This is a genomic window from Thiobacter subterraneus (assembly GCF_055379455.1).
This window is the reverse complement of the sequence record NZ_AP042402.1, coordinates 671,803-696,688: the sequence shown is the minus strand read 5'-3', so window position 1 is coordinate 696,688 and position 24,886 is coordinate 671,803. Positions and strand designations below refer to the sequence as shown.

Sequence of the window (24,886 nt, the reverse complement as noted above, 5' to 3'; positions counted from 1 at the left end):
TTTTTTCAGCCTGCCAACCCACACCCATGCTCGAAGCCTACCGTGCCCATGTCGCGGAGCGCGCGGCCCAGGGGCTGCCGCCGCTTCCCCTCAACGCCGAACAGGTCGCCGCCCTGGTGGAACTCATCAAGAATCCCCCCGCCGGCGAGGAAGATTTTCTGCTCGACCTCCTGGAAAACCGCGTGCCGCCCGGCGTGGACCAGGCGGCCTACGTCAAGGCGGCCTTCCTCGCCGACGTGGCGCGGGGCCGGGCACAGTCGCCCCTCATCTGCCGCCAGCACGCGGTGCAGATCCTGGGCACCATGCTGGGCGGCTACAACGTGGCGCCCCTCATCGAGCTCCTGGACGACGCCACCCTGGCGCCGGATGCGGTACAGGCGCTGTCCCACACCATCCTGATGTTCGATGCCTTCCACGACGTGGTGGACAAGTTCAAAGCGGGCAATCCCCACGCGCGGGCGCTCCTGGAATCCTGGGCCGAGGCGGAGTGGTTCACCACCCGCGCGCCGCTGGCCGAGGCCATCCGCTGTGTGGTGTTCAAGGTGCCGGGGGAAACCAACACCGACGATCTTTCTCCCGCGCAGGAAGCCTGGTCGCGTCCGGACATTCCCCTGCATGCCCGGGCCATGCTCAGCAACAAGATGCCGGATGCGCTGGAAATCATCGCCAAACTCAAGGAAAAGGGCCTTCCGCTGGCCTTCGTGGGCGATGTGGTGGGCACGGGCTCCTCGCGCAAGTCGGCGATCAATTCCGTGCAGTGGCACATGGGGCAGGACATTCCCCACCTGCCCAACAAGCGTACCGGCGGCATCGTGCTCGGCGGCAAGATCGCCCCCATCTTTTTCAATACGGCCGAGGATTCCGGGGCGCTGCCCATCCAGTGCGACGTCACACGCATGGAGATGGGGCAGGTCATCACCATCCATCCCTACCGGGGCGAAATCACGGACGAGGCGGGGCAGGTCATCGCCACCTTCCGCCTGGAACCGCGCACGCTGCCGGACGAGATCCGCGCCGGGGGGCGCATCCCCCTCATCATCGGCCGTGGCCTGACCAACAAGGCGCGTGAGGCGCTGGGGCTGCCTCCTTCCGAAGCGTTCATCAGGCCGGTGGCGCCCAAGGACACCGGCAAGGGCTTTACCCTGGCGCAGAAGATCGTCGGCCGCGCCTGCGGGGTGGCGGGGGTGCGCCCCGGCACCTACTGCGAGCCGAAAATGACCACCGTGGGCTCCCAGGACACCACCGGCGCCATGACCCGCGACGAATTGAAGGAGCTGGCCTGCCTGGGCTTTTCGGCCGACCTGGTGATGCAGAGCTTCTGCCATACCGCGGCCTATCCCAAGCCGGTGGACATCAAGCTGCAGCACGAGCTGCCGGAATTCATCTCGTCGCGCGGCGGCGTGTCCCTCAAGCCGGGCGACGGCGTGATCCATTCCTGGCTGAACCGGATGCTGCTGCCGGACACCGTGGGCACCGGGGGCGATTCCCACACCCGCTTCCCCATCGGCATCAGCTTCCCCGCGGGTTCCGGGCTGGTGGCCTTCGCCGCCGCCATGGGTGTCATGCCGCTCGACATGCCGGAATCGGTGCTGGTGCGCTTCAAGGGCAAGATGCAACCCGGCATCACCCTGCGCGACCTGGTCAATGCCATCCCCTACGTGGCCATCCAGCAGGGTGTGCTCACGGTAGGGAAGCAGGGCAAGAAGAATGTTTTCAACGGCCGCATCCTGGAGATCGAGGGGCTGCCGGATCTCAAGGTGGAGCAGGCGTTCGAATTCGCCGACGCATCCGCGGAGCGTTCCGCCAACGGCTGCACGGTGCGGCTCAACAAGGAGCCCATCATCGAGTTCCTCAACTCCAACATCGTCCTCCTGGAACATTTGATCGAACGTGGCTACCAGGACGCGCGCACCCTGCAGCGGCGCATCGATGCCATGCGCGCCTGGCTCGCCAAACCGGAGCTGCTGGAGCCCGATCCCGACGCGGAATACGCCTACGTGCTGGAGATCGACCTAAATGAGATCCGGGAGCCGCTGGTGGCCTGTCCCAACGATCCGGACGACATCAAACCCCTGTCGGCCGTGGCCGGTGACAGGATCGACGAGGTCTTCATCGGCAGCTGCATGACCAACATCGGCCACTACCGTGCGGCGGGGCGCGTGCTGGAGGATGCCGGCCTCATTCCCACACGGCTGTGGATCGCCCCGCCCACGCGCATGGATGAGGCCCAGCTGCGCGAGGAGGGCGTGTATGCCATCTTCGGGCGGGTGGGCGCGCGCACGGAGATGCCGGGCTGTTCCCTGTGCATGGGCAACCAGGCACGGGTGGCGGACAATGCCACCGTGTTCTCCACCAGCACCCGCAATTTCGACAACCGCATGGGCAAGGGTGCGCGTGTCTATCTCGGTTCGGCGGAGCTCGCCGCCGTGTGCGCCCGGCTGGGACGCATCCCCAGCGTGGAGGAATACCTGGCGGTGGTGGAGCAGAAAATCGCGCCGCTGGCGGACAACATCTACCGCTACCTGAATTTCCACCAGATGGAGCAATACATTAGGCCGGGGAAGGTCATTCCCCTGGTACAGGCCTAGCAGCAAAGGGCGAGGGTGGCAGCCGCACCGGGCGCATGCCGGGTGGGCGTCATCCCAGACTGCGCGACTTCCGCGTTTCGGTTTTTTCGTGGGAATAGATGATGAAGCTGATCGGTTCGCTGACGAGTCCCTTCGTGCGCAAGGTGCGCATCGTGGCCATGGAAAAACACATCGAGCTGGAATTCGTGGTGGACGTGCCGTGGGCGGCGGAGACCAGGGTGCCGGATGCCAACCCGCTGGGCAAGGTGCCGGTCCTGGTGATGGACGACGGCACGGCCCTCTATGACTCGCGCGTGATCGCCGAGTACCTGGACAGCGTCACCCCCGTCTCGCGCCTCATTCCGGAGGGTAACCGGCAGCGCATCGCGGTGAAGAAATGGGAGGCGCTGGCAGACGGCATCGCCGATGCCGCGGCGCTCATCTATCTGGAGCGTACCCGGCGCAGCCCGGAATGCCAGAGCCATGACTGGATCGTGCGCCAGGAACAGAAGGTGTTCCGCGGCCTGGAAGCGATGTCCGAGGAGCTCGGCGAGAAGAAATTCTGCACCGGAGAGACCATGAACCTCGCCGACATCGCCGTCGGCTGCTGCCTCGGCTACCTGGATTTCCGCTTCCCGGAAATCCAGTGGCGCGAGGCCCATCCCAACCTGGGCAGGCTCGCGGAAAAACTGTTCGCCATGGAGCCCTTCCAGGTGACGGTCCCCGTGGCCTGAACTTCCCGTGGCGGCCCATCTGCCAAGCAGGCACGTCATTCTCGCCGGCTTTGCCGGCGTTGCCGTCTTTATGCTCGTCATGCTGGGGCTGGGCTTGAGCCGCCTGGCGGAGATCAATGCCCAGATGGACGAACTCGCCAACCGCACCTTCCGCCGTGCCGAAGCGGTGTACACCATGCGGGTGGTGGCGCGCGACCGGCTCGCCAGCCTGCAGAGCATGTTCTTCATGCATGATCCCTTCGAGCGGGACGAGGAGCGGCTGCGCTACGACCGCATGGCACTCGCTTTCATCCAGGCCCGGGACACCCTGCTGGGTCTCAATCCCGGGGCGGCCCAACGTGAGGCGTGGCAACAGGCCCGCGCCCTGATCGTGGAGGATGAGAAGCTGCATGAACAGGCGCTGGATGCCATGGTGGCAGAGCGCCTCGACCAGGCCGCGCGTATCATCCGTCGGGACATCCTGCCCCTGGAGGCGCGTCTCATCGAGACGCTGGATGGCATGCTGGAAATCGAGCGCGCCGAAACCCAGCGTCTGCTCGCCGATGCCAACGATCGCTACCGCAGTACCTGGCTGCTGCTGGTGCTGCTCACCGGGCTCACCCTTGCCGTCATGCTGGCCACGGCCATCCATGTCACCCGCCGCTCCGTCCGCAACGAGACCCTTCTGCAGGAGGCCAGACGACGGGCGGAAGAGGCCGCGCAGAAGCTTTCTTGGGCGGCGAGCCACGATGCCCTCACGGGCCTGCCCAACCGGCGCATGTTCGAAATCCGGCTACATGAGGTGATGCAGCGGGCGCGAAACGGGCAGGGCAGTCACGCCCTTGCCTACCTGGATCTCGACGACTTCAAGCCCGTGAACGACCGCCACGGCCACGAGGCCGGCGACCAGCTTCTCAAAGGTATTGCCCGCACCATGCAGGCCCGGGTGCCGGAAGGAGCGACCCTCGCTCGACTGGGCGGTGACGAGTTCGGTCTGTTATTGCCGGGGCATCGGCTGGAAGAGGCGCAAGCCATCGTGGTGGACCTGGGCCGGGTCGTGGCGGAGTTCTGCCTGCCCTGGGGCGAACACGTGTTGCGCGTGGGCATGAGCGGGGGCGTGGTGGCCATCGATCCGGCTCTCACTGCCACCGAGCTCGTGCATCAGGCGGACCAGGCCTGCTATCAGGCCAAGGCGCGCCGGCGGGGTCACAGGGTCGGGACACTATGAGTGGGGAGGGACTGCCGCCCTCGCCCTGGGTGGTGCGCTGGGCACGCCTGCTGCCCCCTGGCGCGCGGGTGCTGGATCTCGCCGCGGGCAGCGGGCGCCATGCGCGCTGGCTGGCGGCCCGGGGCTTCGGGGTGGAAGCGGTGGACCGCGATGCCGGGGCGCTCGCGGCGCTGGCAGACGTGCCCGGCATCACGCCGCGCTGCGCCGACCTGGAGCAGGGGGCATGGCCCTACGGGGACCGGGCCTTCGACGCCATCGTCGTCACCTGCTATCTGCATCGGCCGCTGTTTCCCCGGATCGAGGCGGCCCTCGTGCCCGGCGGGCTGCTCATCTACGAAACCTTCATGGTGGGCAACGAGGCCTTCGGCCGTCCCACCAACCCGGATTTCCTGCTGCGGCGCAACGAACTGCTGCAGGCCTTCCCCCGGCTGTCGGTGTTGGCCTTCGGCCAGGGCTACACGGCCAGCCCGCGTCCGGCGATGATGCAGCGCCTCAGCGCACGCCGCTAGCCACCGGCAGGGCACGGAAGGGTGCCACCGGCCGGGGTATTTCCGCGCCGAAGGGGGCATAGCGGTAGAGCAGGCTGTCGTAGCGCAGGTAGCGCCTGTGCCACCACACCACCGCACCGCGCCCATCGCCGGGATGCTGCCAGCGGGTGCAGACCAGGTGCGGCCCCCGTTCCATGGGCAGCACCACCTGGTGCAGCGCGCAGACCTTGCGCCGGGCGTCGATCCGGAAGTGGCGACAGTTCCAGCATTCGGGCTCGGGGTTCAGGGCCATGGCGCCCTCACTGGATGATGCCGCCCCCCAGGCAGACCTCGTCCCGGTACAGCACCACCGATTGGCCGGGTGTCACGGCCCACTGGGGACTGTCGAAACGCAGGAGCATGCGGTCGTCCGCGAGGCGCTCGATGTGGCAGGGGGCATCGGCCTGGCGGTAGCGGGTCTTGGCACCGTAGGCGTGGCGGGGGTCGGGCGGTGTGCCGGCGATCCAGGAGAGCGCCGAGGCTTCCAGCCGGTCCCTGAGCAGCAGGGGGTGGTCATGGCCCTGCACCACGATGAGCACGTTGCGGGCGAGATCCTTGCCTGCCACATACCAGGGGGCACCGGGCCCGCCTATGCCCAGGCCCTGGCGCTGGCCGATGGTGTAGTACATGAGGCCCTCGTGGCGGCCCACGCAGCGGCCGTCCGGGGTTTCCATGTCCCCCGGCTGCCGGGGCAGATAGCGCGCCAGGAATTCACGGAAATTCCGCTCGCCGATGAAACAGATGCCCGTGCTGTCCTTCTTGGCGTGGGTGGGCAGGCCCGCCTCGCGGGCGATGGCGCGCACCTCGCTCTTGAGCAGCCCGCCCAGGGGAAACAGCGTGCGGGCGAGCTGGGCCTGGTTCAGGCGATAGAGGAAATAGGTCTGGTCCTTGGCGGCATCCCGCGCCTTGACGAGCTCAAAGCGGCCATCCCGCTCGCGCACCGACGCATAGTGTCCGGTGGCGATGCGGCTGGCCCCCAGGCTGAGGGCGTGCTCCAGGAAGGCCTTGAACTTGATTTCCGAGTTGCACAGCACGTCCGGGTTGGGGGTGCGGCCGGCCTCATACTCCTGCAGGAAATACCTGAACACCCGTTCCTTGTATTCCCGCGCGAAATTCACCGCTTCCACCTCGATGCCGATCACGTCGGCCACCGCCAGCACGTCCAGGAAATCCTGGCGCGCGGGACATTCCTCGTCGTCCTCCCAGTTGCGCATGAACAGGCCCACCACGTCGTAACCCTGGCGCTTGAGCAGCAGGGCCGCGACGGAGGAATCCACGCCCCCGGACATGCCCACCACGACACGCTCAGCCATGGGGCTGCGCTCCCTTCTTCCATTCCCGCAGGGTGAACACCGCCGCCGGCTGCCCGTTGTCGAAGAACCAGGAATCCACCACGTATTCCTCGCCGCCGGCGCGCTCGCGGATGCGCGCCGCCCAGTGTACGTCGAGCAGCCACGGGGCCCGCTCCACCGGCTCCAGCACTTCGTGGAAGCGCAACAGGCCCCGCCGTTCGAGGAGACGCAGATAGGCCGTGGTGTTGTGGGAATGGTCGATGCAGTCCATGCGTCCCTCCACGCCGTCGTCGTCGAGATTGCCGCCCCGGTCATTGCGGGTGGGTGTCTGCTCGCCGGCGATGCGTTCCATGAGGCCGATGGCGAGCTGGATCGCGCTCCGTTCCAGCGCGGGGGTGTCGGCCCCCTCGAACAGGTCGGCGATGCGCAGCAGGTCGTTGACGTCGAACACGACCACCGCGCGGGTTTGACAGCCCCAGTTGTAGCAGATGTCCACCTGCTCGTCGGCATGGGCGGCGGCCGGCAGCAGGGCCAGCAGGAGAAGATACCAGGGCCGCATGTTCAGTCGAAGTGGGTGAGCAGCTCGAGGGGATAACGCCGGCCGGCGAGATAATCCGCTACACAGCGCGCCACCAGCGGGCTGCGGTGACGCGCCGCATCGGCCATCAGTTCCTCCGGCGTAAGCCACAGCGGGCGCAGGATGCCCGCATCCAGCGGCCGTTCCGGGTGGTAACCGGTGATGCGGCCGGCGAAGGCGAAACGCAGGTAGGTGACCTCCTTCTGGGGATGGGGCCAGCGGTAAATGCCCACCAGCGCGCTGGGCTCGAAATCGTAGCCGGTTTCCTCCAGGGTCTCGCGCACGGCCCCTTCGACCAGGCTTTCGTTCCGTTCCCAGTGGCCGGCGGGCTGGTTGAGCACGAGCTGGCCGCCGGCCTCTTCTTCCACCAGCAGGAAGCGGCCATCCTGTTCCACGACGGCGGCCACGGTGACATGGGGTTTCCAGATCATGGCACTCACGCGAGCTTGGGAAACAGTTCCATCAGACCACGGGCGATGGTTTCCACCGCCATGGCGGCGAGCACCAGACCCATCAGGCGGGTGACGATGTTGAGGCCGGTGCGCCCCAGGCGCCGGGCGATGCGGCTGCCCAAGAGGAACACGCCCCACACCACCAGGGTGACCACGAGGATGGGCACAAGCAGCATGACGTGGCCCAGGAAATCACCGTGACGGAACTGATGGGCGGCGATGATCACGCTGGAGATGGCGCCGGGTCCGGCCAGCAGCGGCACGCCCAGGGGCACCACGCCCACTGCCTGACGGTCGGCCACCTCGACCGCTTCCTCGGGGGTCTGGCGGATGGGACTCTCCCTGGCCTGGAGCATGGAAATGGCCAATAGCAGGATCAGGATGCCGCCTCCCACCATGAAGGAACCGATGCTGACATTGAAGAAATCCAGCAGGCGGTCGCCGGTGAAGGCCGCCAGCGCCAGCACGCAGAAGACGGTGAGGGCGACGGTGCGCGCGGTACGGGCACGCTCGCGCGGCCGCCAGCCCTGGGTGGCGCCGATGAAGACGGGAATGCCGCCGAAGGGATTGACGATGGCCAGCAGGGCCACCGTGATCTTGAACAGTTGTTGCCACTCGTGCATGGGGAGTCCGCGCGCAAGGCGCTATTCTACCCGCCGCCGGGCCGCCGCCGGGGCCCGGGCACCGGTACCTCGCGCCACTGACCGGGCGCAAGGCCCGCCAGAGTCCATTCCCCCACCGACCAGCGGATGAGCCGCAGGGTGGGATGACCCACCGCCGCCGTCATGCGGCGCACCTGACGGTTCTTGCCCTCGCGCAGGGTGATGGTGAGCCAGCTGGTGGGAATGTGTCGGCGCTGGCGGATGGGCGGATCGCGCGGCCACAAGCCCGCCGGTTCATTTATGCGCGCCACCTGCGCGGGACGGGTGACGTAATCCCCCAGGGGCACGCCCCTGGCGAGCCGCGAAAGGGCCGCGTCATCCGGAATGCCCTCCACCTGCACCCAGTACGTCTTGGGCAGTTTGTGGCGGGGATCGGTGATGCGGTGCTGGAGCCGGCCGTCATCGGTTAAAATGACCAGGCCTTCGCTGTCCGTGTCGAGACGGCCCGCGGGATAGACGCCGGGCACCGGCACGTAGTCCTTGAGCGTGGGGTGCAGCCCGTCGGGGCGAAACTGGCAGATCACGCCATAGGGCTTGTTGAGCAGGATCAGACGCGGCATCGGCTGCGCAGCATAGACTGGATCGTCCGCCCCGGCGAGATCCGTTTTTTTGTCCGGATGAATTCATGACCCGCCATATCCAGGTGCCCGCCGAGGGCGAAAAGATCACCGTCAATCCCGATTTCAGCCTGAACGTGCCGGACCGGCCCATCATTCCCTTCATCGAGGGCGACGGCACCGGCGTGGACATCACGCCCGTGATGAAAAAGGTGGTGGATGCGGCCGTGGCCAAAGCCTACGGCGGTCGGCGCGCCATCCAGTGGATGGAGATCTATGCCGGGGAGAAGGCCAACCGCCTCTACGGGGGGGATGTCTGGCTGCCCGAGGAGACCGTCGAGGCCGCCCGGGAATACGTGGTGTCCATCAAGGGGCCGCTCACCACGCCCACCTCGGGCGGCATTCGCTCCCTCAACGTGGCGCTGCGTCAGCAGCTCGACCTCTACGTCTGCCTGCGCCCCGTGCGCTATTTCCGCGGCGTGCCGAGTCCGGTGAAGGCGCCGGAAAAGGTGGACATGGTGATCTTCCGCGAAAACACCGAGGACATCTACGCCGGCATCGAGTGGGAGGCGGGCAGCGAGGCGGTGCGCCGGGTGATCGCCTTCCTCACGGACGAAATGGGCGTGGGCGGCAAGATCCGTTTCCCCGAAACCTCCGCCATCGGAATCAAGCCCGTCTCGCGCGAAGGCAGCGAGCGCCTGATCCGCAAGGCCATCCGCTATGCCATCGACAACGGCCGCAAGTCGGTGACCCTGGTGCACAAGGGCAACATCATGAAGTTCACCGAGGGCGGGTTCAAGAAATGGGGCTACGAGCTGGCGGCGCGGGAGTTCGGCGCGAAGCCCATCGGCGATGGCCCCTGGATGGAGCTGCCCAACGGCATCGTGATCAAGGACGTCATCGCCGATGCCTTCCTGCAGCAGATCCTGCTGCGGCCGGAGGAATACGACGTGATCGCCACCCTCAACCTCAACGGCGACTACATCTCCGATGCCCTGGCCGCGGAAGTGGGCGGCATCGGCATTGCGCCCGGCGCCAATCTCTCGGATTCCGTGGCCATGTTCGAGGCCACCCATGGCACCGCCCCCAAATACGCCGGCCAGGACTACGTCAACCCCGGTTCGCTGGTGCTCTCTGCGGAGATGATGCTGCGCCACATGGGCTGGACCGAAGCGGCCGATCTCATCATCAAGGGCATGGAAGGCGCCATCGAGGCGCGCCGCGTCACCTACGACTTTGCGCGCCTCATGCCGGGCGCGACCCAGGTCTCCTGCTCCGCCTTCGGACAGAGCATCATCGACCACATGTAGCGGCAAGGCCACGGGGCTCAGCCCGCCTCGCCGTCATCCCGCCCGGCTTGCGACGGAACTGCCCCCGGGGTGATTCCGGCTGCACGCAGCAGGGCGATCAGCTCCTCCGCCGTCTCCCCCAGATCCGCGCGCAGGGCTTCCAGTGCGGCCAGCAGGGTCGCGCTGATGCCTGTCTGCGCCGGGCCCCGGCCATCGCCGGTGCCGCCTGGTTCCATTTGCCGTGTCCTCGCCGCAAGGCCCGGGACGCCTGCCCCACGCCGGGACGGGGAGGCTCAAAGCGGCCCGTTCCTCCATGATTCTGCATAGGACAGAAAAGGGCGGATGGCCAGGGTCACGGGCGACTGTGGTATCGTTTTCATCCCGGCCACGGCCCCGGGAGCGGAGGAGGACGCCATGCCAGCCAGCAACGTCAAGCTGCATCCCGCCGCGGAGCGTCTGCCCGCGGCCAAGCGTTATGCCATCGTACTCGCCGGGGGCTCCGGCACACGCCTGTGGCCCCTGTCGCGCACCAGCAAGCCGAAACAGCTGCTCTGCCTCAACGGCGGCGAGAGCCTGCTGCAGCAGACCCTGCGCCGCCTGCTGCCCATGGTGGACCCGGCCCACGTGCTCACCGTGACCTCGCACGAATACCGCTTCGAGGTCGCCGGCCAGCTCCACGCCGTGCATCCGGCCCTGGCGGGCGGGGTGCTGGCCGAGCCGATGGGACGCAACACGCTGCCGGCCATTGCCTGGGCCTGTGCGCGCATCGCCCAGGAGACGCCGGATGCCCTCGTCGGCGTGTTCTCCTCGGACCATGCGGTGGCGGACGGGCAGGCCTTCCTCAAGGCCTGGGAGTCCGCGGAGGCCGGCGCCCAGCGGGGCTACATTACCCTGTTCGGCATGAAGCCCACCGAGCCTGCCACGGGCTATGGCTATATCCAGGCGGGTCCGGCGCTGGCGGCCGGGGAGAGTGGACCCATCGCCGCCGTTCAGAAGGCCACCCGTTTCGTGGAGAAGCCGGACCTGGAGACGGCCCGCCAGTATTTGCAGCAGGGGGGCTACTTCTGGAATGGCGGCATGTTCGTGTTCCGGGCGGACCGCTTCCAGGAACTGCTCCAGCGCCATCAGCCCGCGGTTTACGAGGCCGCCCGGCAACTGGCCGCGCTGGGCGCCACCAGCGCACCCGCCGAGCTCTACGGCACCATGCCCGATGTGTCCATCGACTATGGCTTGCTGGAACTCACACCGGATGTGGCGGTGGTGCCGGTGGACATGGGGTGGAGCGATCTGGGCTCCTGGGAGGCCATTTACCGCCAGCGGGACAAGGACGCGCAGGGAAACATGGTCCAGGGTGACGTGCTCGCGCTGGACAGCCGGGACAACCTGCTCTGGAGCGAACATGGGCTCTTGGCCACCCTGGGAATCGAGGGGCTGGCCGTGGTGCAGACGCGGGATGCCACCCTGGTCTGCCCGCGGGAACGGGTGGAGGATCTCAAGCAGCTGGTGGCCCTGGTCAGGGAACGCCATGCCCACCTGGCGGAAACCCATCTCACCGTGACCCGTCCCTGGGGCAGTTATACGGTGCTGGAGGAGGGGCCGTTCTACAAGATCAAGCGCATCGTGGTGAACCCGGGCGCCAAGCTGTCCATGCAGATGCACTACCACCGTTCCGAACACTGGGTGGTGGTGGCGGGCACCGCGCGCATCACCAACGGCGAGACGGAGATCTACCTGGAGGAAAACCAGTCCACCTATATTCCCAAGACGCACCGTCACCGGCTGGAGAATCCCGGGCGTATTCCGCTGCAGATCATCGAAATCCAGAGCGGGCCGTATCTGGAGGAAGACGACATCGTGCGCTTCGATGACGTCTATGGCCGCGACTGCGATGGCGGGAGTCCGCGTTGAACGCGGGCTTCGCGCTGCTGCCCTCCTGGCTCAGGGAACTGCGCGCGGTTGCGCTGGCTCTCCTGTCGGAGGATGGGCAGATCATCGAGGCCAATGAGGGGTTCCTCGCCACCTTGGCGGGCCTCACTGAAGGCACCCCGACGGCCGGCTTCATCGAGCCCGGTTTCAGCCTGCTGGCGGCCTCACCCGCCCAGGGGGATGGGCTGGTGTATCAGGGACTGATCCGTCTCGGTGCGCCCGAGGGTCCGCAGCGCGCCTTCGCGGGGCGGGTGTACCGCGTGAACAGGCTGCTGTTCCTGGTGGCGGAAATGGACATCAGCGCCTTCGAGGAAACGAACGCGGAACTCGTCCAGACCAAAAAGGAACTGGACGAGGTACGGCGTGTGCTCACCCGGCGCAGCCACGCCCTGCAGCAGGCCCTGGAGGAGATCGCCCAGTTGAAGCGCCTGGATACGGTGACCGGGCTGGCCAACCGGGCGGTGCTGGACCAGCGCATGGAAGACGAGATCCGGCGCTGGGAGCGCTCGCGCCGCCCGCTGGCGCTGCTGCTCATGGACATCGACAATTTCACCGCGATCAACGAAAACTACAGCCGCGAGGTGGGCGACGAAATCCTTGGGCACATCGCCACCCTGCTCAGGCAGGCGGTGCGGGGCGTGGATCTGGCGGTGCGCTACGGCGGCCAGGAATTCGCGCTGCTGTTGCCCGAAACCAATGAGATGGGCGCCATCATCGTCGCCGAGCGCATCCGCATGGAGCTGGAAAGCCAGCTCATCCTGCCGGTACTGGAACCCGTGACGGCGAGCTTCGGCGCCGCCACCTACATCGGCGGCGAGTCCCGCGCCGAGTTTTACGCGCGGGCCTGGCGTGCGCTCAAGCATTCCAAGAGCCATGGCAAGAATTGCGTCACCATGGCCGGCGTGGTGCCGGAATGCGACCATCTCTACCAGGGGGACAGCGCGCTCAAGCAGCGTTCGGAGGCCTGATGTTTCACACCATCGAACATTTCGTGGGCAACACGCCGCTGGTCCGGCTCAAGCGCCTGCCGGGCAAGACCAGCAACACCATCCTGGTGAAACTGGAGGGCAACAACCCGGCAGGCTCGGTCAAGGATCGTCCTGCTCTCTCCATGATCATGCGCGCCGAGGCCCGCGGCGAGATCAAGCCCGGCGACACCCTGATCGAGGCCACCAGCGGCAATACCGGCATTGCCCTGGCCATGGCGGCGGCCATCCGCGGCTACCGCATGATCCTGGTCATGCCCGAGCACATGAGTGTGGAGCGGCGCCAGATCATGCGCGCCTTCGGCGCGGAAATCGTGCTCACCTCGCGCGAGGGCAGCATGGAGGAAGCCATCGACGTGGCCAACCGCATGCAGGCCGAGGGCAGGGGGCGCATCCTCAACCAGTTCGGCAATCCGGACAATCCCCAGGCCCATTACGAGGGCACGGGGCCGGAAATCTGGCGCGACACCCAGGGCACCATCACCCACTTCGTATCCAGCATGGGCACCACGGGCACCATCATGGGCTGCTCCCGTTATCTCAAGGAACGCAACCCGGCGATCCAGATCATCGGCGTGCAGCCGGAGGAGGGGGCCCAGATTCCGGGCATCCGCAAGTGGCCCCAGGAATACCTGCCCAAAATCTACGATCCCAGCCGGGTGGACCGGCTCCTCTATGTGAGCCAGGAGGAGGCCGAGGAGATGACCCGCCGCCTGGCGCGTGAGGAAGGCATCTTCGCGGGCATCTCCTCCGGGGGCGCGCTGGCGGCGGCGCTGCGGGTGTCGGCGGAGGTGGAGAACGCCGTCATCGTCTCCATCGTCTGCGACCGGGGTGACCGTTATCTCTCCACGGGTGTGTTCCCCGCCTGAGGCCCGCGCGCCGCGGGCGGCGCGCGGGCTGCTCCTCCTTCTGTTCGCCCTCTGCGCCCTGCCGCTGTGTGCCCAGACCCTCGAGCTGAGTCTCGAGCGGCTCGATGCGCCCGGCCTGCTGGTGCAGGACATCACGGCACGTGTCCTCCTGGCGGGCGGCCAACCCCTGGACCTGCACATTGGCGATGCGCGCCTGGGCACGCGCCGCTGGCAGAACCTCCGTTTGCACTGTGCCCGCACACGCATTGCCACGGACGCCATCGTCTGCCGGGACGGCCGGCTCGATGCCCTGCCCGGGCTTGCCGTGCAATTTCACTACCGCCTGCGGGAGCGTGCCCTGGAACTCGAGCTCACCGGGCCGGATGGCGAACGCTGGCGTCTCAGTCATGGCAAACGGGGCGCGCTCGCCCTGACCGAAATCGAGGTCGGCAACGGCCTGCTCACGCGTCTCGCCCCCTGGCTTCCCCCGGACGGGCCGCGTGTGTCCGCCGGGCGGCTCGATGGACGCATCCGGCTTGCGCTCGATGCGGCCCGGCGCCTCGAGGTCGCTGCGACGGGCCGGGTGCGGGAGGCCGCCTTCAGCGACGCGGCCGGCCTGCACGCGGGCGAGGGGCTGACGCTCGCACTCACCCTGCAGGCCCGGCGCGAGGCGGACTGGAAGGGCAGCGGCGAGCTCCTCTGGGAGGGCGGTGAAGTCTTCTGGTCGCCTTTTTACCTGGCGTCCCGGCCGCGGCGCCTGGCGTTTCACGGCAGCTATGACGGCCGCTTTCTGCAGCTCACCGACTCACGCTTGACCCTGGAAGGCATCGGCCGCCTTCTGGTCAGGGCGCGTTGGGACCTGTTGGCGCGGCGCGTGGAACAGCTTGCGCTGGAAAGCGACGGGGTGGCCCTCGGACCTGCCTACGACCAGTTCGTGAAGCCGCTTCTGGCCGGCGGTTTCGCCGCGGAGCTGACGCTTGGCGGGCGCGCACGCGGTAGTCTGGAAGTCGACGGCGGGCGCCTCACCCGCTTCGATTTCGATCTCGAACAAGGCAGCGTGGCCCACCGCCGCGGTGTGCTGGCGCTGGAGGGCATCCGCGCCCTTCTTCCCTGGCGTGCCCAGGGTCCGTCGCTGGGCAGACTCGAAGTGACCGGTGGCCGCCTGCGCGCCCTGCCGCTGGGCCCCTTCACTGCCGACGTGCGTCTCGACCCGGGCGGCGCGGCGGTGGACCGGCTGGAACTGCCGCTGCTGGACGGTGTGCTGCAGCTTGCCCATCTGGCGCTGCGGCGCGGTACGGCGGGCTGGGAGGCGGCGGGGGAGGCGAGCCTGCGTCCCGTTTCCATGGAGAGTCTGTCGGCGGCACTGGGCTGGCCGCGCATGCATGGCAGCCTCTCCGCTGTCGTGCCGCGTGCGAGCTGGCGCGAGGGCGTCCTGAGCGTGGATGGTGCGCTGCTGTTCCGGGTCTTTGACGGCACTGCGGTGGTCAGGGACCTGCGTGTGGAAGGATTGGCCGGGCCGGTGAGCCGCGCTGAGGCCGAGGTGGACATGCGAGGTTTGGATCTCGATCTGCTTACCCGCACCTTTTCCTTCGGCCGCATGGAAGGGCGGGTGGATGCCGTGGTGCGGGATCTGGTGCTGGAAAACGGCCGCCTGCTGCGTTTCAGCGCATCGGTGGCAAGCAGTCCCGGCGACTATCCGCGGCGCATCTCCCAACGGGCCGTGGACAACATCGCCGCTCTCGGTGGTGGCAGCGCCACGGCTGCGTTGCAGAAGAGCTTCCTGCGGTTCTTCGAAGACTTCCGTTACCGGCGCATCGGCCTTGCGGGACGGTTGGAACGCAACGTGCTCAGCTTGAGCGGTCTGACCGAAAAAAACGGCGGCTTCCTCATCGTGGAAGGCGGCGGGATTCCCGCCCTCAGCGTCATCGGCTACAATCGCCGGGTCGATTGGAACGAACTGGTGGAACGGCTGGCGCGCATCCGGCAAGGCGGGCCTGCCGTGGTCAAATGAGGAAGAAATCATGCGCCTGTTGTCGCGCGCGAGTGGCATCCTGCTGACGGGCGTCCTGCTTGCCGGCTGCGTCACCATCAACATCTACTTTCCCGCCGCCGCCGCGGAAAAGGCGGCGGACAAGATCATCGACGAGGTCTGGCAGCTCAAGCCCGAGCGTGGGCCGGGCGCTGCCCGGGAGGAAAGCAAGTGATGCGCGGCCTGAAGTCCCTGTTTTCACTCTGGCTGCTGGTGGCGGCCTTTTCCGCCTTCGCCCAGGGCGCCAATCTGGATATCGACACGCCTGCCATCGCGGCCATCAAGACTGCGCAGCAGGCCCGTCACCTGCAGCTCAAACCCTTTTACGACAACGGTGCCATCGGGCTCACCCGGGACGGCCTGATCGCCCTGCGTGATGCCTCGCTGGTGCCGCTTGCCCAGCGCGCGCTGATCCAGTCCCTGGTGGCGGAAGAAAACCGCGACCGCGCCGCACTCTATCGCGAAATCGCCCGCGCCAACGGTCACCCGGAATGGGAGGCGGACATCCGCGCCACCTTCGCCAGCCGCTGGATCGCCAAGGCGCCCGCCGGCTGGTATGTGCAGAATGCCAACGGCGAATGGGTCAGGAAGTAGTGTCGGGCGTGCTCTGCTGCGCATCCCAGGCAATGGCCCAGATGTCGGTGCCCTGTTGGGAAGGCGTGAGCGGGCAGCGGCTTTGCAGCAGATCGTTGAGGAAGGTGAGCTCGGCCCAGGTCGCCTCGTCGAAGCCATGGCGTCCGGGCCGCTGGCGGTTGACGAACAGCAGGTCCTGCAGGTAGCGCGCGGCCTCCGCCTCACGCGGCCAGACTTCCACCAGGTGGCTGACGATGTGGGGAAAACGGAGTTCGAGCGCGCTTTCCATGGCGATCCTCCCATGACGGTCCGGGTGCAAGCCCCTCCGGCGTGGGCCATTCACCCGGCATTGTCCCCCGTTGCCCCGGCAAGTCAAGCCGCCGCCCCCTCCGCCCGGCTGGAGAGGCGGTGGCGAGGAGTGCAGGCATGATCCCCGTTCTGGTCTTCGACATCGAAACCGTTCCCGACACCGACGGGCTGCGTACCCTGTGGGATCTCGATCCGGCGGCGAGCCCGGAGGAGATCGCCGAAATCGCCTTCCAGCGCCGACGCCAGGCGACGGGCAGCGAATTCCTGCCCCATCATCTGCACCGGGTGGTCGCCATCTCCTGCGTGCTGCGCAATGACGAGGGTTTCCGTGTCTGGTCCCTGGGCACGCCGGAAGCGCCCGAGGCGGAGCTGATCCAGCGCTTTTTCGACGGCATCGAGAAATACACGCCCCAGCTCGTCTCCTGGAACGGGGGCGGCTTCGATCTGCCCGTGCTCCATTACCGGGCGCTCATCCATGGTCTGTCTGCGCCCCGCTACTGGGACATGGGCGACGATGACCGCGAATTCAAATGGAACAACTACATCAGCCGCTACCACACCCGGCATCTCGATCTCATGGACCTGCTCGCCCTGTACCAGCCGCGGGCCAATGCCCCCCTGGACGAACTGGCGCGGCTCATCGGCTTCCCGGGCAAGCTGGGCATGGACGGCAGCCAGGTCTGGCCCGCGTGGCGCCGCGGCGAAATCCAGGCCATCCGCGCCTATTGCGAGACCGACGTGGTCAATACCTTCCTTGTCTATCTGCGTTTCCAGCTGTTGCGCGGCGCCCTGACACGGGAAACCTATGAGGCGGAAGTGGCCCGCGTGCGCGAGCATCTGGCGGGGCTGCCGGATGCCCACTGGCAGGAATACCTTGCGGCCTGGGGCTGACATGGACGCACAGCTGGACCGGCGGGGTCTGTGGTGGCTTCTGGGGCTGTTGATGGTGGCCGTCGTGCTCCATCTGTCCCTCATGTCTGCGCCCCCTGAGCCCCTGGCGTTTGCCCATGCCGACAAGCTGGAACATGGCGTCACCTTCGCCTGGCTTGCCTTGTGGTTCCTGCAGATCGCACCGCGTCATACCCTGGCTGTGATGGCGGCGCTGCTGGCGCTGGGGGTGGGTATCGAGATCGCCCAGTCTTTTACGCCGACCCGCTCGCCCGAGGCGGCCGACGTCGTGGCGGATACCGTGGGCCTTCTGCTCGGCGCACGCCTAGCGGCCACCCGGGCCGGCCGCCTGCTGATCGCCCTGGAGCGGCGTCTCGACGGCTGGAGGATGCCGGCATGAGCGTGCGCATCGAATCCCTGGACCACGAGGGGCGCGGTGTCGCCCACGTGGCAGGCAAGGTGGTGTTCGTGGAAGGCGCGCTGCCCGGGGAATGCGTGGAGATCCGCACCTTGCGCCGCAAGCCCAGCTACGAGCTGGCCAGCGTCACCCGCGTGGTCGAGGCGAGCTTCATGCGGGTGTCTCCACGCTGCCCCCATTTCGGCGTGTGCGGCGGCTGTCTGCTGCAGCACATGGATCCCGCCGCGCAGGTGGCGGCGAAACAGCGCATCCTGGAAGACAACCTGGCGCGCATCGGCAAGGTGCGGCCGGAGCAGATGCTGCCTGCCATCCATGGGCCGGGCTGGGGCTATCGCCACCGGGCGCGCATGTCGGTGCGCCTGGTCCCCAAGAAGGGCGGCGTGCTGGTGGGCTTCCACGAGCGCAAAAGCAGTTTCATCGCCGATATGCATCGCTGCGAGATCCTGCCGCCCCGCATATCCCGGCTGATCGACCCGCTGCGTGAACTGATCGCCGGGCTGTCGGTGCGCGATCGCGCTCCCCAGGTGGAAATCGCCCTCGGGGAGCGGGTGGACGTGCTGGTGTTGCGCATCCTGGAACCCCTGAGCCCAGACGACGAAATCCGGCTGCGCGATTTCGCCGATGCCCACGGCATCCAGTGGTGGCTGCAACCCAAGGGGCCGGACAGCGTGTTCCCATTTTATCCCCTCGATGCACCGCACCTGAGCTACACGCTGCCGGAGTTCGGGCTGGACATGCCGTTCTCGCCCACGGAATTCACCCAAGTCAATCCCGCCATCAACCGCGTGCTGGTGCGGCGTGCCATGGGTCTGCTGGACCCGCAGCCGGGCGAGCGCATCGCGGATCTTTTTTGTGGCCTGGGCAACTTCAGCCTGCCCATGGCGCGCCGCGGCGCCACGGTGGTGGGGGTGGAGGGCAGTCCCACCCTGGTGGCGCGTGCGCGGGCCAATGCCGTGCACAACGGGCTGGCCGAAGGCACGCATTTCCTTGCGGCCAACCTGTTCGAGGTCACCCCGGAGAGCCTGGCGCAATGGGGGCGGTTCGACAAGATGCTCATCGACCCGCCGCGCGACGGCGCGATCCAGGTGGTGAAGGCGCTGGGAGACGATGCGCCGGCGCGCATCGTCTATGTCTCCTGCAGTCCGGCCACGCTGGCACGGGATGCGGCGGTGCTTGCCCACGAGAAAGGGTATCGCCTGCGGGCGGCCGGCGTGGTCAACATGTTCCCCCACACCGGACACGTGGAATCCATTGCGCTGTTCGAGCGCTGAAAAAGCAGCGGGGCGGCCAAGCCGCCCCGCTGCCCGTTGGAAACGTGACAGGTTACTCCCGCTCACCCATGAAGGCACCCAGCAGGTGCAGCAGGCTGGTAAACAGGTTGTACAGGGAGACGTACAGGCCGATGGTGGCCAGCACGTAATTGGTTTCGCCGCCGTTCACGATCTCGCCGGTCTGATAGAGGATCATGCCGCACATGAGCACGGCAAACATGGCCGAGACGGTCAGCGCCAGCGCCGGCAGGGGATGGCCCAGCAGCGCCGCCACCAAAGAGACGATGGAGGCAATGAAGGCGACGAGCACACCGGCCACCAGAAAGCTGCGCATGAAGCTGAAGTCTTTGCGCGAGGTGAGCGCATAGGCGGACAGTCCCAGGAAAGTGACGCCGGTGAGACCCAGCGCCAACATCACGATCTGCGCGCCGTTGGCGAGGCTCAGGTAGTGGTTGAGCACGGGACCCAGGCCGAAGCCCAAGAGACCCGTGATCGCGAAAACGACCCCGATGCCTGCGGCGGAATGGGCCGTGCGCGGCACCACGAACCACAGCAGCGCGAGGGCGATCAGGCTGCTCACCAACCCTGCGCCGTAGGGAACTTGCAGCGCCATGGCGGCCCCCGCGGTCAGGGCGCTGAACAGCAGAGTCATGGCCAGCAGCATGTAGGTGTTGCGCAGCACCTTCTGCGCGCTGGCGGCGGCGATCGAAGTGCCTGTGAGCGTGGACGGAAATTCGGCTTGCATGGCGTCTCCTTGACTGATGTTCTGGTATGCAGAAGAGGGAAAGGTTGGCTGACGAGGGGATAGACTAGCCAAGGGACGTCAAAGTTTCAACGGCGGGGACGCCGCCGGAAATGCCTGGGTGGGAGCTGACCCGTGCCGCCCGCGAGATTCCACGGTATCATCCCCGTCCGCCGTCGGTGACGGCCAACGGGAATCTCCCTCGCGTCGGCGTGGCCGAGTGGTTTAAGGCAGCGGTCTTGGCGCACGCGAAGCTTGCGCCAGCGCAGGCTCACCTGCGCAGCAGGTGATGCCGGAGCTAAAACCGCCAGGAACGGCGGTCGATCGGAGGCGTGGCCGAGTGGTTTAAGGCAGCGGTCTTGAAAACCGCCAGGGGCTTTGCGCCCCTCGTGAGTTCGAATCTCACCGCCTCCGCCAGATAGTGTCTCAAGGGCTGGGCGTTCGGAAATCTGCCCGACGCGGTGTCCGGGCATCCAGACAGGCATTGTGGGTTGGTCATGAGAAGGCTGATGGTATGCGCGATGGGCGCAGTCCTGGGCATCCTGTCTTGCTCCACGGGATGGACGCAGCAAGTCGGGCGAGCCGCGCCCGGCCCGGCCGGGCTCTCTGCAAAACAGCAGATCGAGTCCGTGAAGGAGCGCATCGTTGCGTTGCAAGCTGAGTTGGACAATATCAATGCGACGATCCTCGTTCAGCCGGATTACGGCAGCTGCAGTGTCAGCAGAGCACGCTGTGAAAACGCATGTGACCAGCAGTTCGCGGCCCGGCTCGTCATTGGTGCCTCGGACTTGATTGTCAATCAAAGGATGGAGACCGCCCTGCAGGCCCCCGAGACAAGCGCGGCGTGTGAGCGCAAATGCGAAAGCGACGAAAAGCTTTGCAAGCTCAATGCCGAGGCCCAGGCCCGCCAGCAGGAACAGGCGGAGCGGCAAAGGCGTGCCGCCCCAATCAGGGCCGAGATTGTGGCGCTGCGCCAGCGCCTGGCACGACTGTCGGCCGGGGAAGGGCCGCCCCTGCCTGGCATGCCGCCTGTCCAGACGGATGGTGCCCAGCCAAAGGCCCCGGTCCAATCCACACCCAGGGCCGCTCCCGCGACGATTCCGCCATCATCGCTTCCCGGGGCGCCCATACCCGATGGGGAAGAGGAAGCCTGGCTCATGGCGAAGAAATACGGCTCGCGGGAAGCCTTTGCCGCCTATCTCAAACATTACCCCAATGGCCGGCACGCGGCCGCGGCACGCATCGCCCTCGATGCGATCTAGGCCGAGGACGCCCGCAAGGAAACACAGCTTGCCAGCGCCGCGGAAGATCCCTTCGTCGGGTTTTATGATGTCCAGATCGAGCTGCCGTGGTTTGCGCCCGCGGAAAATGGCAGGTCGCGCATCAAGATTTGGAAAGAGAACGGAATTTACCGGGGGCAGGAGACTTTTGCAGACGGCCTGAAGGCAGACCTGCATGGCATCGAGGTGAGGGGATGCCGCCTGAGTGGTTTCAGCGTCGTGGATGGAAACGTGACGTGCAGGGGTCTGGACATCGGCACCCATGTAGCGGTTTCCGCGGAGGGACGGGATTGCCTGGATGCATTTGACCGCGAACCCGGTATTTTTGCAGGGGTTTTCAAGGGAGCGTTCTCCAGGACGCCGCTTGTCGGCAGGCGGGAGTGACAGCATGCTCCCCCCCTGGGGCGTGCTGCCGCGTCAACCCGATTTACACGCCTGCGGTCTCATGGTGTAGGCAGGGAGCGCCGTGGCCAGCGCATCGTGGAAACCTGTTCTAGAACGCTTTATTCATGCCCGTTTCTGCGGGCGATGAAGGGCACCACGGCTGGCGGGTTCCGCCATTCGGTCGGTCATTCACGGGGAGGGAACGTCATGATTCGGGAATTCAGGGAATTCGCGTTGCGCGGCAACGTGGTCGACATGGCAGTGGGCATCATCATTGGGGCGGCGTTCGGCAAAATCGTCGATTCCCTGGTGGCGGACATGCTCATGCCACCCATTGGCCTGCTGCTGGGCAGCGTGGATTTCAGTAACCTGTATCTGGTTCTCAGGGAAGGCAGTAGCCCCGTGCTGGCCGGAATGTCGCTTGCCGAGGCCAGGAAAACCGGTGCGGTCACCCTGAATTACGGCCTATTCATTACCCATGTCATTTCCTTCCTGATCGTGGCCTTTGCGGTGTTCCTGCTGGTGCGCACCATGAACCGCCTGAAGCGCCGGGAGGAAGCCGCGGTGCCGGCACCTGCCACGAAGGAATGCCCTTTCTGCGCGTCGGCCATCCCCCTCAAGGCCACCCGCTGTCCCCACTGCACCTCTGACCTGGGCCATTCCTGAGCGGCGCCGCGACGCCTTTCCAGTCCTGCTCCCGGCGGGTTGGAGGAAAGTCGAAGGCGCGGCGCGGGCTGAGGAACAGGAAGCGTTTGCGAAGCCCGGCGGCAGACACGGACGGTCCATCTCCCCAACGCTTGGGATGAGCACGGAAGCCCGTTGTCGCCCCGGACCATGAGCACGAACGGCGGGGCGTCGTGGCCGGGCAGATCCGCACCAACGCCGCTCTGGTTATTGGGCCTTGCGGAAAAGGCGGGCACGGCCTCTTCCTCCCCACGTCCCCGCTCGATCTCCGTCGTACTGCGCCAGGGGCGGCATTCCCTTTTTCCTTTGCGCGGTGGCGATGCGCATCCTGCGTTGACGGAGTGTCCGGGCCCCGGCAGACGACGGCACCGCAAAAGAAAAAGGGCTGCCGGCTGGCAGCCCTTGCTGTCTGGCGCGCCCGAAGAGATTCGAACTCCTGACCTCCTGGTTCGTAGCCAGGCACTCTATCCAACTGAGCTACGGGCGCGAGAGGCGCGATTATAGAGAAAAACGGCTTTTCAAACAACGACCGGGCAATGACCGGTCAATTTCAGGTCCCGGGGCTCGACGAGCGCAGAGTCGGCCAGCCGGCACCGGCCCGGACGCACCGAACCCGTCGGCGCGGCTTGCCCCCGCCTGCCGGGCCCCGCGGGGTTTTCGAAGCAGCCTCCTTCTGTGCAAGACGACAATGGGACCACGAGGGTCCCATTCCTGTCTGGCGGAGACGGAGGGATTCGAACCCTCGATACAGGTTTTGGCCCGTATACTCCCTTAGCAGGGGAGCGCCTTCGACCTCTCGGCCACGTCTCCAAAAAAGGGCGCTAGGATACCCGAGGCATCCCGCGGCGGTCAAACCGTCAGGCCGCCTTGTCGAGCTCGAAGGCCTGGTGCAGGGCCCGCACCGCCAGTTCCATGTACTTGTCCTCCACCACGACGGAGATCTTGATTTCCGAGGTGGAGATCATCTGGATGTTGATGTTCTCGTCGGCCAGGGTCTTGAACATCTTGCCGGCGATGCCCGCGTGGTTGCGCATGCCCACCCCCACCAGGGACACCTTGGCGATCCTGTCGTCGCCGATGATTTCCCGGGCGCCGATTTCCGCCTTCACCGTCTGCAGGACATCCATGGCCTTCTTGAACTCGTTGCGGTGCACGGTGAAGGAGAAGTCGGTGGTGCCGTCGTGGCCCACGTTCTGGACGATCATGTCCACGTCGATGTTGGCATCGGCAATGGGGCCCAGGATGTGGGCGGCGATGCCCGGCCGGTCCGGCACGCCCAGCACGGTGAGCTTGGCCTCGTCACGGTTGAAGGCGATACCGGAGATGATGGGTTTTTCCATGGCGTCTTCCTCGAAGGTGATGAGCGTGCCTTCGCCTTCCTCCTCGAAGCTGGAAAGCACGCGCAACTTGACTTTGTACTTGCCGGCGAATTCCACCGAGCGGATCTGCAGCACCTTGGAACCCAGGCTGGCCAGTTCCAGCATTTCCTCGAAGGTGATGGTGCTGAGCTTGCGTGCCTCGGGCACGATGCGTGGGTCGGTGGTATAGACTCCGTCCACGTCCGTGTAGATCTGGCATTCGTCGGCCTTGAGCGCCGCTGCCAGGGCTACCCCGGTGGTGTCCGAGCCGCCGCGTCCCAGGGTGGTGATGTTGCCCTGCTCGTCCACACCCTGGAAGCCTGCCACGACCACGACATAGCCGTTGTCCAGGTCGGCGCGGATCTTGTCCTCGTCGATGCTGAGGATGCGCGCCTTGGTGAAGGCATTGTCGGTGAGGATGCGCACCTGCGCCCCGGTATAGCTGCGGGCCTTCAGGCCCATTTCCATGAGGGCCATGGACAGCAGGGCGATGGTGACCTGCTCGCCGGTGGAGACCAGCACGTCCAGCTCCCGCGGATCCGGCTGGGGCTGGATTTCCTTGGCCAGGGCGATGAGGCGGTTGGTTTCGCCGCTCATGGCGGAGACCACTGCCACCACCTGATGGCCCTGGGCGCGGAAGCGCGCGATGCGCTGGGCCACGTTCTTGATGCGTTCGACGCTGCCGACCGAGGTGCCGCCGTATTTTTGTACGATGAGTGCCATGGGCAGTCCCGAAAAAAGGTAAAAGTCTACCGGAAAAGGGGCGGGAAACAAATTGCCGCCGACTATGTCGAAGGAATGGCAGCCGGCGGGGAACGGATGACGAATCCCTAAAGATGCCGGGAGCGCGGCCGCTATCGCGGCAAGGGACGGACGGCCGCGGCGCGCATTGGCGCCGCCGGGACGTCTTGCTAGAATGCCATTTTCGGAGCGAAACCTGGCATTTTTCTTGCAAGGTTGCTAAAAAAGCATAATCAACCGACTTCGACCACAAAGGCGCATGAGATGAAAATGTTAGACAAGGTGCTCAATCCGCGGGAGATCCGGCGCAAGCTGGGCCTCAACCAGCAGGAATTCTGGACCAAGATCGGGGTGACCCAGAGCGGCGGCTCGCGTTACGAGAGCGGGCGCAAGATGCCCAAGCCGGTGCGGGAACTGCTTCGGCTGGTGCATGTGGAGCAGATCGACATCAGCCGCATCAAGAAGGAAGACGTGGAGATTCTCGACTATCTCAAGGAATCCCACCCTGACCTCTACAAGAGCCTGCGCAAGGCGGCCAAGGCCGGCAAGAAGGACAAGGACGGCAGCGCGTCCTGACCAGCCCGG

General features: G+C 66.4%; 27 protein-coding genes and 3 tRNA genes. 18 read left to right on the top strand and 12 right to left on the bottom strand.

Going from position 1 to position 24,886, the window contains the following annotated elements:
* Positions 1–26 precede the first annotated feature (26 nt).
* The 4 genes from acnB (at position 27) to ACZ42P_RS03615 (ending at position 5,017) form a co-directional block, all read left to right on the top strand.
* Positions 27–2,588 (top strand): bifunctional aconitate hydratase 2/2-methylisocitrate dehydratase, encoded by a 2,562-nt coding sequence (gene acnB, locus ACZ42P_RS03630; protein ID WP_464898735.1) that lies wholly within the window; start codon positions 27–29, stop codon positions 2,586–2,588.
* Positions 2,589–2,689: 101 nt separating this feature from the next.
* Positions 2,690–3,301, top strand: coding sequence for a glutathione S-transferase (locus ACZ42P_RS03625; RefSeq protein WP_464899360.1), 612 nt, complete (start codon positions 2,690–2,692; stop codon positions 3,299–3,301).
* 7 nt (positions 3,302–3,308) lie between these two features.
* The gene (locus tag ACZ42P_RS03620) at positions 3,309–4,508 is read left to right on the top strand and encodes a GGDEF domain-containing protein (protein ID WP_464898734.1); all 1,200 of its coding nucleotides are present in this window, start codon (positions 3,309–3,311) and stop codon (positions 4,506–4,508) included.
* The gene (locus tag ACZ42P_RS03615; protein ID WP_464898733.1) at positions 4,505–5,017 is read left to right on the top strand and encodes a class I SAM-dependent methyltransferase; all 513 of its coding nucleotides are present in this window, start codon (positions 4,505–4,507) and stop codon (positions 5,015–5,017) included. The genes ACZ42P_RS03620 and ACZ42P_RS03615 overlap by 4 nt, the downstream gene beginning before the upstream one ends.
* Here the strand turns inward: ACZ42P_RS03615 and ACZ42P_RS03610 are convergent.
* From ACZ42P_RS03610 to ACZ42P_RS03585, 6 genes are read right to left on the bottom strand one after another with little or no spacing between them, the layout of a single operon-like run.
* On the bottom strand, positions 5,001–5,288 hold the full coding sequence (locus tag ACZ42P_RS03610; RefSeq protein ID WP_464898732.1) for a hypothetical protein: 288 nt from the start codon (positions 5,286–5,288) through the stop codon (positions 5,001–5,003). The two genes, ACZ42P_RS03615 and ACZ42P_RS03610, sit on opposite strands and share 17 nt — an antisense overlap.
* Before the next feature lie 7 nt (positions 5,289–5,295).
* The gene (gene mnmA, locus ACZ42P_RS03605) at positions 5,296–6,348 is read right to left on the bottom strand and encodes a tRNA 2-thiouridine(34) synthase MnmA (protein WP_464898731.1); all 1,053 of its coding nucleotides are present in this window, start codon (positions 6,346–6,348) and stop codon (positions 5,296–5,298) included.
* Positions 6,341–6,886, bottom strand: a complete 546-nt coding sequence (locus tag ACZ42P_RS03600; protein ID WP_464898730.1) for a hypothetical protein — start codon at positions 6,884–6,886, stop codon at positions 6,341–6,343. The genes mnmA and ACZ42P_RS03600 overlap by 8 nt, the downstream gene beginning before the upstream one ends.
* 2 nt (positions 6,887–6,888) lie before the next feature.
* Positions 6,889–7,344, bottom strand: a complete 456-nt coding sequence (locus tag ACZ42P_RS03595) for an NUDIX hydrolase (RefSeq protein WP_464898729.1) — start codon at positions 7,342–7,344, stop codon at positions 6,889–6,891.
* Positions 7,341–7,979, bottom strand: a complete 639-nt coding sequence (locus tag ACZ42P_RS03590; RefSeq protein WP_464898728.1) for a MarC family protein — start codon at positions 7,977–7,979, stop codon at positions 7,341–7,343. The genes ACZ42P_RS03595 and ACZ42P_RS03590 overlap by 4 nt, the downstream gene beginning before the upstream one ends.
* A gap of 26 nt (positions 7,980–8,005) precedes the next feature.
* Positions 8,006–8,578 (bottom strand): rRNA large subunit pseudouridine synthase E, encoded by a 573-nt coding sequence (locus ACZ42P_RS03585; protein WP_464898727.1) that lies wholly within the window; start codon positions 8,576–8,578, stop codon positions 8,006–8,008.
* Between the two features lie 65 nt (positions 8,579–8,643).
* Between ACZ42P_RS03585 and icd the strand changes: the two genes are divergently transcribed.
* A complete protein-coding gene (icd, locus tag ACZ42P_RS03580) occupies positions 8,644–9,885 on the top strand; it encodes an NADP-dependent isocitrate dehydrogenase (RefSeq protein ID WP_464898726.1) in 1,242 nt (413 codons plus the stop codon).
* A gap of 17 nt (positions 9,886–9,902) precedes the next feature.
* Here the strand turns inward: icd and ACZ42P_RS03575 are convergent, their stop codons facing one another.
* A complete protein-coding gene (locus ACZ42P_RS03575) occupies positions 9,903–10,100 on the bottom strand; it encodes a hypothetical protein (protein ID WP_464898725.1) in 198 nt (65 codons plus the stop codon).
* Between the two features lie 178 nt (positions 10,101–10,278).
* Here ACZ42P_RS03575 and ACZ42P_RS03570 point away from each other — a divergent pair, with 178 nt between their 5' ends.
* Genes ACZ42P_RS03570 through ACZ42P_RS03545 form a run of 6 tightly spaced genes read left to right on the top strand, consistent with a single transcriptional unit; the run spans position 10,279 to position 16,247 of the window.
* Positions 10,279–11,772, top strand: coding sequence for a mannose-1-phosphate guanylyltransferase/mannose-6-phosphate isomerase (locus ACZ42P_RS03570; RefSeq protein ID WP_464898724.1), 1,494 nt, complete (start codon positions 10,279–10,281; stop codon positions 11,770–11,772).
* On the top strand, positions 11,769–12,758 hold the full coding sequence (locus ACZ42P_RS03565; RefSeq protein WP_464898723.1) for a GGDEF domain-containing protein: 990 nt from the start codon (positions 11,769–11,771) through the stop codon (positions 12,756–12,758). Before ACZ42P_RS03570 ends, ACZ42P_RS03565 begins: the two co-directional genes overlap by 4 nt.
* Positions 12,755–13,645: a cysteine synthase CysM gene (cysM, locus tag ACZ42P_RS03560; protein WP_464899359.1), complete on the top strand. Its 891-nt coding sequence runs from the start codon at positions 12,755–12,757 to the stop codon at positions 13,643–13,645. The genes ACZ42P_RS03565 and cysM overlap by 4 nt, the downstream gene beginning before the upstream one ends.
* A complete protein-coding gene (locus ACZ42P_RS03555; protein WP_464898722.1) occupies positions 13,629–15,635 on the top strand; it encodes a hypothetical protein in 2,007 nt (668 codons plus the stop codon). Before cysM ends, ACZ42P_RS03555 begins: the two co-directional genes overlap by 17 nt.
* A gap of 10 nt (positions 15,636–15,645) precedes the next feature.
* Complete coding sequence (locus ACZ42P_RS03550) at positions 15,646–15,828, top strand: hypothetical protein (RefSeq protein ID WP_464898721.1); 183 nt, start codon at positions 15,646–15,648, stop codon at positions 15,826–15,828.
* Positions 15,828–16,247 carry a YdbL family probable chaperone protein gene (locus ACZ42P_RS03545; RefSeq protein WP_464898720.1) on the top strand — a complete coding sequence of 140 codons (420 nt, stop codon included), beginning with the start codon at positions 15,828–15,830 and terminating at the stop codon, positions 16,245–16,247. The genes ACZ42P_RS03550 and ACZ42P_RS03545 overlap by 1 nt, the downstream gene beginning before the upstream one ends.
* On the opposite strand, the gene ACZ42P_RS03540 is transcribed toward ACZ42P_RS03545, so the two are convergent.
* Positions 16,237–16,515, bottom strand: a complete 279-nt coding sequence (locus ACZ42P_RS03540; protein ID WP_464898719.1) for a hypothetical protein — start codon at positions 16,513–16,515, stop codon at positions 16,237–16,239. The two genes, ACZ42P_RS03545 and ACZ42P_RS03540, sit on opposite strands and share 11 nt — an antisense overlap.
* 137 nt (positions 16,516–16,652) lie before the next feature.
* Here ACZ42P_RS03540 and ACZ42P_RS03535 point away from each other — a divergent pair, with 137 nt between their 5' ends.
* Genes ACZ42P_RS03535 through rlmD form a run of 3 tightly spaced genes read left to right on the top strand, consistent with a single transcriptional unit; the run spans position 16,653 to position 19,112 of the window.
* A complete protein-coding gene (locus tag ACZ42P_RS03535; RefSeq protein WP_464898718.1) occupies positions 16,653–17,426 on the top strand; it encodes a 3'-5' exonuclease in 774 nt (257 codons plus the stop codon).
* 1 nt (position 17,427) lies between these two features.
* Positions 17,428–17,823: a VanZ family protein gene (locus ACZ42P_RS03530; RefSeq protein ID WP_464898717.1), complete on the top strand. Its 396-nt coding sequence runs from the start codon at positions 17,428–17,430 to the stop codon at positions 17,821–17,823.
* Positions 17,820–19,112 carry a 23S rRNA (uracil(1939)-C(5))-methyltransferase RlmD gene (gene rlmD, locus ACZ42P_RS03525; RefSeq protein ID WP_464898716.1) on the top strand — a complete coding sequence of 431 codons (1,293 nt, stop codon included), beginning with the start codon at positions 17,820–17,822 and terminating at the stop codon, positions 19,110–19,112. The genes ACZ42P_RS03530 and rlmD overlap by 4 nt, the downstream gene beginning before the upstream one ends.
* Before the next feature lie 52 nt (positions 19,113–19,164).
* Here the strand turns inward: rlmD and ACZ42P_RS03520 are convergent, their stop codons facing one another.
* Positions 19,165–19,857, bottom strand: coding sequence for a Bax inhibitor-1/YccA family protein (locus ACZ42P_RS03520; RefSeq protein WP_464898715.1), 693 nt, complete (start codon positions 19,855–19,857; stop codon positions 19,165–19,167).
* A 323-nt stretch (positions 19,858–20,180) separates the two neighbouring features.
* On the opposite strand from ACZ42P_RS03520, the gene ACZ42P_RS03515 reads away from it, so the two are divergent.
* From ACZ42P_RS03515 to mscL, 3 genes are all read left to right on the top strand, one after another.
* Positions 20,181–20,271 (top strand) — tRNA-Ser (locus ACZ42P_RS03515).
* 80 nt (positions 20,272–20,351) lie between these two features.
* Positions 20,352–21,116 (top strand): hypothetical protein, encoded by a 765-nt coding sequence (locus ACZ42P_RS03510; protein ID WP_464898714.1) that lies wholly within the window; start codon positions 20,352–20,354, stop codon positions 21,114–21,116.
* Positions 21,117–21,725: 609 nt separating this feature from the next.
* The gene (gene mscL / locus ACZ42P_RS03505; RefSeq protein ID WP_464898713.1) at positions 21,726–22,184 is read left to right on the top strand and encodes a large conductance mechanosensitive channel protein MscL; all 459 of its coding nucleotides are present in this window, start codon (positions 21,726–21,728) and stop codon (positions 22,182–22,184) included.
* A gap of 428 nt (positions 22,185–22,612) precedes the next feature.
* Here the strand turns inward: mscL and ACZ42P_RS03500 are convergent.
* From ACZ42P_RS03500 to ACZ42P_RS03490, 3 genes are all read right to left on the bottom strand, one after another.
* Positions 22,613–22,689 (bottom strand) — tRNA-Arg (locus ACZ42P_RS03500).
* A 229-nt stretch (positions 22,690–22,918) separates the two neighbouring features.
* A tRNA-Ser gene (locus tag ACZ42P_RS03495) sits at positions 22,919–23,012 on the bottom strand.
* A 47-nt stretch (positions 23,013–23,059) separates the two neighbouring features.
* Positions 23,060–24,283 (bottom strand): aspartate kinase, encoded by a 1,224-nt coding sequence (locus ACZ42P_RS03490; protein ID WP_464898712.1) that lies wholly within the window; start codon positions 24,281–24,283, stop codon positions 23,060–23,062.
* A 282-nt stretch (positions 24,284–24,565) separates the two neighbouring features.
* Here ACZ42P_RS03490 and ACZ42P_RS03485 point away from each other — a divergent pair, with 282 nt between their 5' ends.
* Complete coding sequence (locus ACZ42P_RS03485) at positions 24,566–24,877, top strand: helix-turn-helix domain-containing protein (protein WP_464898711.1); 312 nt, start codon at positions 24,566–24,568, stop codon at positions 24,875–24,877.
* Positions 24,878–24,886: the final 9 nt, after the last annotated feature.